This is a genomic window from Bacillus sp. JJ1503, assembly GCF_036965125.1.
Lineage (GTDB): Bacteria > Bacillota > Bacilli > Bacillales > Cytobacillaceae > Cytobacillus.
Map to the genome: position 1 here is coordinate 1,504 of NZ_JBALOZ010000497.1, position 315 is coordinate 1,818.

The following is a 315-nucleotide window of genomic DNA, read 5'->3' on the forward strand; positions in this document are numbered from 1 at the left end:
ATTTACAGCAGATATGTTCTACAACGATAATTCTGAATTAGAAAAATGGGCAAAATATCAAATTTTGGCTATTGAGATGGAAACATCAGCTCTTTATACGTTAGCGGCGAAATTTGATCGAAAAGCATTGTCCGTCTTAACGGTTAGCGATCATATTTTAACCGGGGAGGAAACAACTGCTGAAGAAAGACAAACAACCTTCAATGAAATGATCGAAGTGGCTCTTGAAGCCGCGATAAAAGAATAATAAATGAATGGAACTGGTTTAGCTTTTTGAACCGGTTCTTTTTTTTGTATAGCTCCACAAGGAACGCT

General features: G+C 36.8%; 1 protein-coding gene. It reads left to right on the forward strand.

Features of this window, described 5'->3' with window-relative positions:
• Positions 1-247, forward strand: a 247-nt coding sequence (locus V7149_RS25860) for a phosphorylase family protein (protein ID WP_438824167.1), incomplete at its 5' end; no start/stop codon positions are given.
• Between the last annotated feature and the right edge of the window lie 68 nt (positions 248-315).